General features: G+C 66.2%; 5 protein-coding genes and 1 pseudogene. 5 read left to right on the top strand and 1 reads right to left on the bottom strand.

Translation table 11 applies throughout. From position 1 onward, the window contains the following. The 5 genes and pseudogenes from HMPREF2886_RS19475 to aguA all read left to right on the top strand — a co-directional run. Positions 1-293: pseudogene (locus tag HMPREF2886_RS19475) on the top strand (glutamine synthetase); the annotation flags it as partial. Between the two features lie 255 nt (positions 294-548). Then, the gene (locus HMPREF2886_RS19470; protein ID WP_057388428.1) at positions 549-1610 is read left to right on the top strand and encodes a polyamine ABC transporter substrate-binding protein; all 1062 of its coding nucleotides are present in this window, start codon (positions 549-551) and stop codon (positions 1608-1610) included. A gap of 60 nt (positions 1611-1670) precedes the next feature. Continuing rightward, the gene (locus HMPREF2886_RS19465) at positions 1671-2336 is read left to right on the top strand and encodes a TetR/AcrR family transcriptional regulator (protein WP_070748118.1); all 666 of its coding nucleotides are present in this window, start codon (positions 1671-1673) and stop codon (positions 2334-2336) included. Between the two features lie 161 nt (positions 2337-2497). Next, positions 2498-3376, top strand: a complete 879-nt coding sequence (gene aguB / locus HMPREF2886_RS19460) for an N-carbamoylputrescine amidase (protein WP_033972827.1) — start codon at positions 2498-2500, stop codon at positions 3374-3376. 87 nt (positions 3377-3463) lie between these two features. Next, positions 3464-4570, top strand: coding sequence for an agmatine deiminase (aguA, locus tag HMPREF2886_RS19455; protein WP_070748116.1), 1107 nt, complete (start codon positions 3464-3466; stop codon positions 4568-4570). A gap of 134 nt (positions 4571-4704) precedes the next feature. Here aguA and HMPREF2886_RS19450 read toward each other — a convergent pair whose 3' ends face one another. Beyond that, positions 4705-6087, bottom strand: a complete 1383-nt coding sequence (locus HMPREF2886_RS19450) for an OprD family porin (RefSeq protein WP_033972829.1) — start codon at positions 6085-6087, stop codon at positions 4705-4707. Between the last annotated feature and the right edge of the window lie 406 nt (positions 6088-6493).

The raw sequence follows: 6493 nt of genomic DNA, 5'->3' as shown, positions 1-6493 counted from the left end.
ACGCCAACCCCTACCTGCTGCTGGCCTCGGTGCTGGCCGGCGTCCACCACGGCCTGACCAACCAGGTCGAGCCGGGCGCGCCGATCGAAGGCAACTCCTACGAGCAGATGGAGCCGAGCCTGCCGAACAACCTGCGCGACGCCCTGCGCGAGCTGGACGAAAGCGAGATCATGGCGAAGTACATCGACCCGAAGTACATCGACATCTTCGTCGCCTGCAAGGAAAGCGAGCTGGAGGAGTTCGAGTACTCGATCTCCGACCTCGAGTACAACTGGTACCTGCATACCGTCTGAGGTAGCGGTATCGGCGCGCCGGCCCCGGGCCGGCGCCGTACGCAGCGAAATCCGGGGCGGTTTCGCAGACACTCAACGCGGGGGCGTCTGTGTCTGGGAAACCGCCCCGGTCCTTTTCTCGGAACCGGGAAATGTGCGCCACGGCACAGCCTGCCGCCACGCCTCCCGCCAGACTCGATGCTGGCCTGCATCAATGCCGCTGCCGCCCGGCTCCGGCACCATCGTCCGCTCCGTTCCGTCCAGCGAGAAGATTCCATGCCCCGCCTTTCCGTCCTGCTGTTCCTCGCCTTCGCGCCCTGGCTGGCCCAGGCCGAGGAGACCCTGCGCGTCTACAACTGGAACGACTACATCGACCCGCAGGTGCTCGAGTCCTTCCAGAAGGACACCGGCATCCGCGTCGAGTACCACACCTTCGCCACCGCCGAGGAACTGGACAGGGCGCTGCGCAGTGGCGAGGCGATCGACGTCGCCGTCCCCTCCCACGACACCCTGCCGGCCCTGCTGAAGGACAACCTGCTGCGGCCGCTGGACTTCACCCAGCTGCCCAACCGCAGCCATCTCGACCGCCAATTGCTGAGCAAACTGGCCGCGGTCGACCCTGACAACCGCCACGCCGTTCCCTATCTATGGGGTGCCGTAGGCCTGGCCATCAACACCCCGCAGGCCGAAGCCGCCTATGGCGGGCCGCTGCCCAACAGCTGGAGCCTGCTGTTCGACGCCAGCCAGAGCCAGCGCCTGAAAAGCTGCGGCATCAGCCTGCTGGACGCGCCGGACGAAACCCTGGCGATCCTCCTCAACTACCAGGGCCGCAACCTCGGTCGTACCGCGCCGAGCCAGGTACGCCGCGCCGCCGAGGCGCTGCACGGACTGCGACCGAACCTGCGCTACGTCGACAGCGAGCGCTACATCGCCGACCTCGAAGGCGGTCGCCTTTGCCTGGCCATGGCCTGGGTCGGCGACGCCCTGCGCGCGGCCAAGGCGGGCCAGCCGGTAAGTTTCGAGGTACCGCAGGAAGGCTCGGTGCTGTTCATCGACAACCTGGTGATTCCGGCCAGCGCCCAGCACCCACGACAGGCGCACCGCTTCATCGACTACCTGATGCAACCGAAGATCGCCGCACAGATCACCGCCGCCACCCTCTACCCCAGCGGCAACGCCGACGCCACCGGCTTCCTCGATCCCGCCCTGCGCCAGCAACCGGGCCTGTATCCGGACCGCGACACCAGCCGCCGCCTGTTCGCCCTGGAAACGCCGCCGGAAAAACTCCGGCCGGTGGTCGACGAGATCTGGAAGGCCTTCCACGGCGCCAGCCACTGAGCGGCTTGCCCCGGTCGCGTGAGCTGGCGTCCAATAGCCGCTCACGCCCGGAGACCCGCCATGCAGCCCACCTCGTCCACCCGCAAGCCCCGCGCCAGCAGCCAGGCCCGGATCGCCGCGATCCTCGACGCCGCCCGCGGCCTGCTCGCCGACGAAGGCATCGGCGGCCTGTCCATCTACAGCGTGGCCGAACGCGCGGAAATGCCGCCGTCGTCGGTCTACCATTTCTTCCCCAGCGTCCCGGCCCTGCTCCAGGGGCTGACCGGCGAGGTCCACGCCGCCTTCCGCGCGTGCCTCGAACAGCCGGTGGAACATGCAGGCCTGCGCTGCTGGCGCGACCTGTCGCGGATCGTCGAGGAGCGCATGCTGGCGGTCTACGCCCGCGACGCGGCGGCCCGCCAACTGATTCTCGCCAGCCACGGCCTGGCCGAAGTCACCCAGGCCGATCGCCAGCATGACGTGCAACTCGGCCAGGCCATGCGCGCCCTGTTCGAGCGGCATTTCCTGCTGCCACCGCCGCCGACCGATATCGAGATCTTCAGCCTGGCCATGGAGCTAGGCGATCGCGTCTACGCATTGTCGGTCCAGCGTCACGGGATCATCGACGCACGCCTGGCGGAAGAAGGCATGCGGGTGTTCGACGCCTACCTGGGGCTCTACCTGCCGCCGATCCTAGAAAAGCGTAGCGAACCATTAGCCGGATTTATATCCGATTTAAATCGATAGAAAATCTACAAAACCCCTTAAATCGCTTCACAGTCCGATTTTTATCGGATATAAATCCGCCCATCCCTCGATCGGGCGCGACACCCCGTTCCCGCCCGCCCGACCCAAAACCGGCCGCCGCCAAGCCCGGCAGCCATCCGAGCCAGCACACGAGGTGTTCCATGACCCGCAACGTCACCGTCGCCGCCACCCAGATGGCCTGCTCCTGGGATCGTCCGGCGAACATCGCCCGCGCCGAGAAACTGGTGCGCCAGGCCGCCGCCAGGGGTGCGCAGATCATCCTGATCCAGGAACTGTTCGAGACCCCCTACTTCTGCCAGAAGCCGAATCCGGACTACCTGCAGCTGGCCACCACGGTCGAGGAGAACGCCGCCATCGCCCACTTCCAGGCCCTCGCCCAAGAGTTGCAGGTGGTATTGCCGATCAGCTTCTTCGAACGCGCCGGGCGCGCCCGCTTCAACAGCGTCGCGGTCATCGACGCCGATGGCGGCAACCTCGGGGTCTACCGCAAGAGCCACATCCCGGACGGCCCGGGCTACCACGAGAAGTACTACTTCAATCCGGGCGACACCGGCTTCAAGGTCTGGCAGACCCGTTACGCACGGATCGGCGTCGGTATCTGCTGGGACCAGTGGTTCCCCGAATCGGCGCGCAGCATGGCGCTGCTCGGCGCGGAACTCCTGTTCTACCCGACCGCCATCGGTAGCGAACCGCACGACGCCAGTATCAGCTCGCGCGATCACTGGCAGCGCGTGCAGCAAGGCCATGCCGGGGCCAACCTGATGCCACTGGTGGCTTCCAACCGCATCGGCCGCGAGGAGCAGGACGGCTACGACATCACTTTCTATGGTTCCTCGTTCATCGCCGGCCCGTTCGGCGAGAAAGTCGAGGAGCTGAACCGCACCGAGGAAGGTATCCTTGTCCACACCTTCGACCTCGATGCGCTGGAGCGCACCCGCAGCGCCTGGGGCGTGTTCCGCGACCGCCGGCCGAACCTCTACGGTCCGCTGAAGACCCTCGACGGTTCGCTGGAGTCCTGAGGCCTCGGGAAACGATCCGCGCGGGAACGCCCCGCGCATCCCGCGCCGGCGCCCCCGCCGCGCATAGCAACGATTTCAGGAGCAGCGATGAGCAACCCGACCAGCACCCCACGCGCCGACGGCTTCCGCATGCCCGCCGAATGGGAACCCCACGAGCAGACCTGGATGGTCTGGCCGGAGCGCCCGGACAACTGGCGCAACGGCGGCAAGCCGGCCCAGGCCGCCTTCGCCGCGGTAGCCAAGGCCATCGCGCGCTTCGAGCCGGTCACCGTCTGCGCCAGCGCCGGGCAGTACGAGAACGCGCGCGCGCGTCTCGACGACGGCAACATCCGCGTCGTGGAAATCAGCAGCGACGATGCCTGGGTCCGCGACACCGGCCCGACCTTCGTCATCGACGACAAGGGCGATGTACGCGGCGTCGACTGGGGCTTCAACGCCTGGGGCGGCTTCGAAGGCGGCCTGTACTTCCCCTGGCAGCGCGACGACCAGGTGGCACGCAAGATCCTCGAGATCGAGCGACGCGCCCGCTACCGCACCGACGATTTCGTCCTCGAGGGCGGTTCGATCCACGTCGACGGCGAAGGCACGCTGATCACCACCGAGGAATGCCTGCTCAACCACAACCGCAACCCGCACCTGAACCAGGCGGAGATCGAACGGACCCTGCGCGACTACCTCGCGGTGGACAGCATCATCTGGTTGCCGAACGGCCTATACAACGACGAGACCGACGGCCACGTCGACAACTTCTGCTGCTACGTACGCCCCGGCGAGGTGCTGCTGGCCTGGACCGACGACCAGGACGACCCGAACTACCTGCGCTGCCAGGCCGCCCTCCGCGTGCTGGAGGAAATCCGCGACGCCAAGGGACGCAAGCTGGTGGTGCACAAGATGCCGATCCCCGGCCCGCTGTACGCGACCCAGGAAGAGTGCGACGGCGTGGATATCGTCGAGGGCAGCCAGCCGCGCGATCCCTCCATTCGCCTGGCCGGCTCCTACGTGAACTTCCTGATCGTCAACGGCGGCATCGTCGCGCCGAGTTTCGACGATCCCAAGGACGCCGAGGCCAGGGCGATCCTCCAGCGCGTATTCCCCGAGCACGAGGTGGTGATGGTCCCGGGGCGCGAGATCCTCCTCGGCGGCGGCAACATCCATTGCATCACCCAGCAACAACCGGCGCCGCGCAAGGCCTGACGGGCATCCCGCAGGGCGGATGGCCAACCGCGGCGCTGTTCGCCCTGGCCGGCCCGGCACCCCGAGTGGCGCCCTGAATGAAAAAAGCCCGCGTCCTCCAGGAGGACGCGGGCTTTTTCCTGTCCGGCCGGAGCTTACAACAGCGGCAGGGTGTAGCTGACGATCAGGCGATTCTCGTCCTGATCGCGCTGGTTGTTGCTCGAACCGGCGGCCGGCAGGCCGCTGCGGAAGGAGGCGTTCTTCCAGGTGAAGCCCAGGCCCTTGAAGGTGCCGTCCGGGATCACGTAGGCCAGGGAGATATCGCGTTCCCACTCGCTCTGGTCGCCGCGGGCGGTCTTGATCTTGTCGCCGCTCAGGTAAATGGTATTGAAGGTCAGGCCCGGCACGCCGACGCTGGCGAAGTCGTAGCCGTAGCGGACCTGCCAGGTGCGCTCGCCGGCACGCTGGAACTTGCCGATCTGCACGTCGGTGATCAGGTACGCGGTGGAACCTTCGCCATCGCCACGGTTCAGGAACGGGAAATCGCTGTCGCCGTTGAGGATCTGGTAGCCGGCGCCGATGCTGTGGCCGCTGACGGTATAGGTGAAGAGACCGCTGAAGGCGCGGTTGTCGACTTCGCCCTTGGTCACGCCGCTGCCGTAGTAGCCGCTGCTGACGTAGCCGTCGGCACGGCCGGAACGGCTGCCGTTCTTGCCGTCGGAGCTGCTGTCGAAGGCGCGCAGGTCGGTCTTCAGGACGCCCGGGCCGATCTGCCAGTTATGGATCAGGCCGAGGAAGTGCTGCTTGTAGAAGTCGTCCAGGTTGCCGTAGTAGTACTGCAGGGTCAGGTCCTTGTTGACCTTGTAGTCACCACCCGCGTAGTAGAACTTGTTGCTGTCGCGCGAACTGGCGCTGCTGCCGTTGGCGCCGGCGATGCTCAGGCTGCGGTTGTCGGTGGAGTTACGGCCCTTGGAGTGCTCCAGTTGGCCGGCAACCAGGGTGAAGTCCTTGAGGTCGGTCGAGGTGACCTGGCCGCCTTCGAAGGTGACCGGCAGCAGGCGGCCGTCGTTGTAGGTGACCACCGGCAGCTTCGGCTGCAGGGTGCCGTAGCGGAACTCGGTGTTGGATACCTTGGCCTTGGCGGTCAGGCCCAGGCTGGCGAAGTCGTGCACCGGCTCGCCGTCGCTTTCCAGCGGGAACACGGTGCCCGGCTGGCGGTCCAGGCCGCTCTTGCCGGCACGGCCGCCGCCGTCCAGGCGCACGCCGAGCAGACCCAGCGCGTCGACGCCGAAGCCGACCGTGCCCTGGGTGAAGCCCGACTGGTAATTCAGGATGAAGCCCTGGCCCCACTCTTCCTGCTTGCTCGGCGAGGCGGTGCCATTGCGGTTGTCGGTATTGATGTAGAAGTTGCGCAGGGTCAGCGATGCCTTGCTGTCCTCGATGAAACCGGCGGCGACCGCCTGTTGCGCCAGGGCACCGAGGGTACCGGCAGTGATGGCCAGGGCCAGTCGTGACTTGTTGATCTTGCGACTCTTCATTGGTCTTTTCCCCATTGGTATTGCTAATTGTCTTCCGGTCGGGGGAAGTGGAACGCGTGGGCCCGACCGGTCGTTGAAACACTGAGCGCCGTACCATCCCGGAAGATGGCGCGCGCGAAACTCGGCATTCGATGGATCAGGAAACGGCGCAACCCGCGACGATGGAACGACGGGGCAGGCAAGCAGGCAGGGAGGCAGCGAACGGAAGCGTGTGCATGGGCGTACTCGTGTCTTGTTATTGTGCGGCGGGTGTCTCGACCCACCGCCAGTGAAGGCAATTTGTAAGCCAATCTTTCCATCGGGCTCCGCCTTCGCGTCCTCTCGGGTTTCCTGCCCTTCTCCCGGCTGACGGGCCGAAGGGTATCGGCAGAAAACCGCCTATTACAGCTTCCTTTCTGGCGAGTTA

Origin of the sequence: Pseudomonas sp. HMSC066A08, assembly GCF_001813025.1 — a bacterium.
Lineage (GTDB): Bacteria > Pseudomonadota > Gammaproteobacteria > Pseudomonadales > Pseudomonadaceae > Pseudomonas > Pseudomonas aeruginosa.
Note: the sequence above shows the minus strand (reverse complement) of the source record. Positions and strands in the feature narration are given on the sequence as shown.

Excerpts from the sequence above, each read along its gene's own strand:
- aguB (WP_033972827.1), top strand. The coding sequence starts at position 2,498 with ATGACCCGCAACGTCACCGTCGCCGCCACCCAGATGGCCTGCTCCTGG.
- aguA (WP_070748116.1), top strand. The coding sequence starts at position 3,464 with ATGAGCAACCCGACCAGCACCCCACGCGCCGACGGCTTCCGCATGCCC.
- HMPREF2886_RS19470 (WP_057388428.1), top strand. The coding sequence starts at position 549 with ATGCCCCGCCTTTCCGTCCTGCTGTTCCTCGCCTTCGCGCCCTGGCTG.
- HMPREF2886_RS19465 (WP_070748118.1), top strand. The coding sequence starts at position 1,671 with ATGCAGCCCACCTCGTCCACCCGCAAGCCCCGCGCCAGCAGCCAGGCC.
- HMPREF2886_RS19450 (WP_033972829.1), bottom strand. The coding sequence starts at position 6,087 with ATGAAGAGTCGCAAGATCAACAAGTCACGACTGGCCCTGGCCATCACT.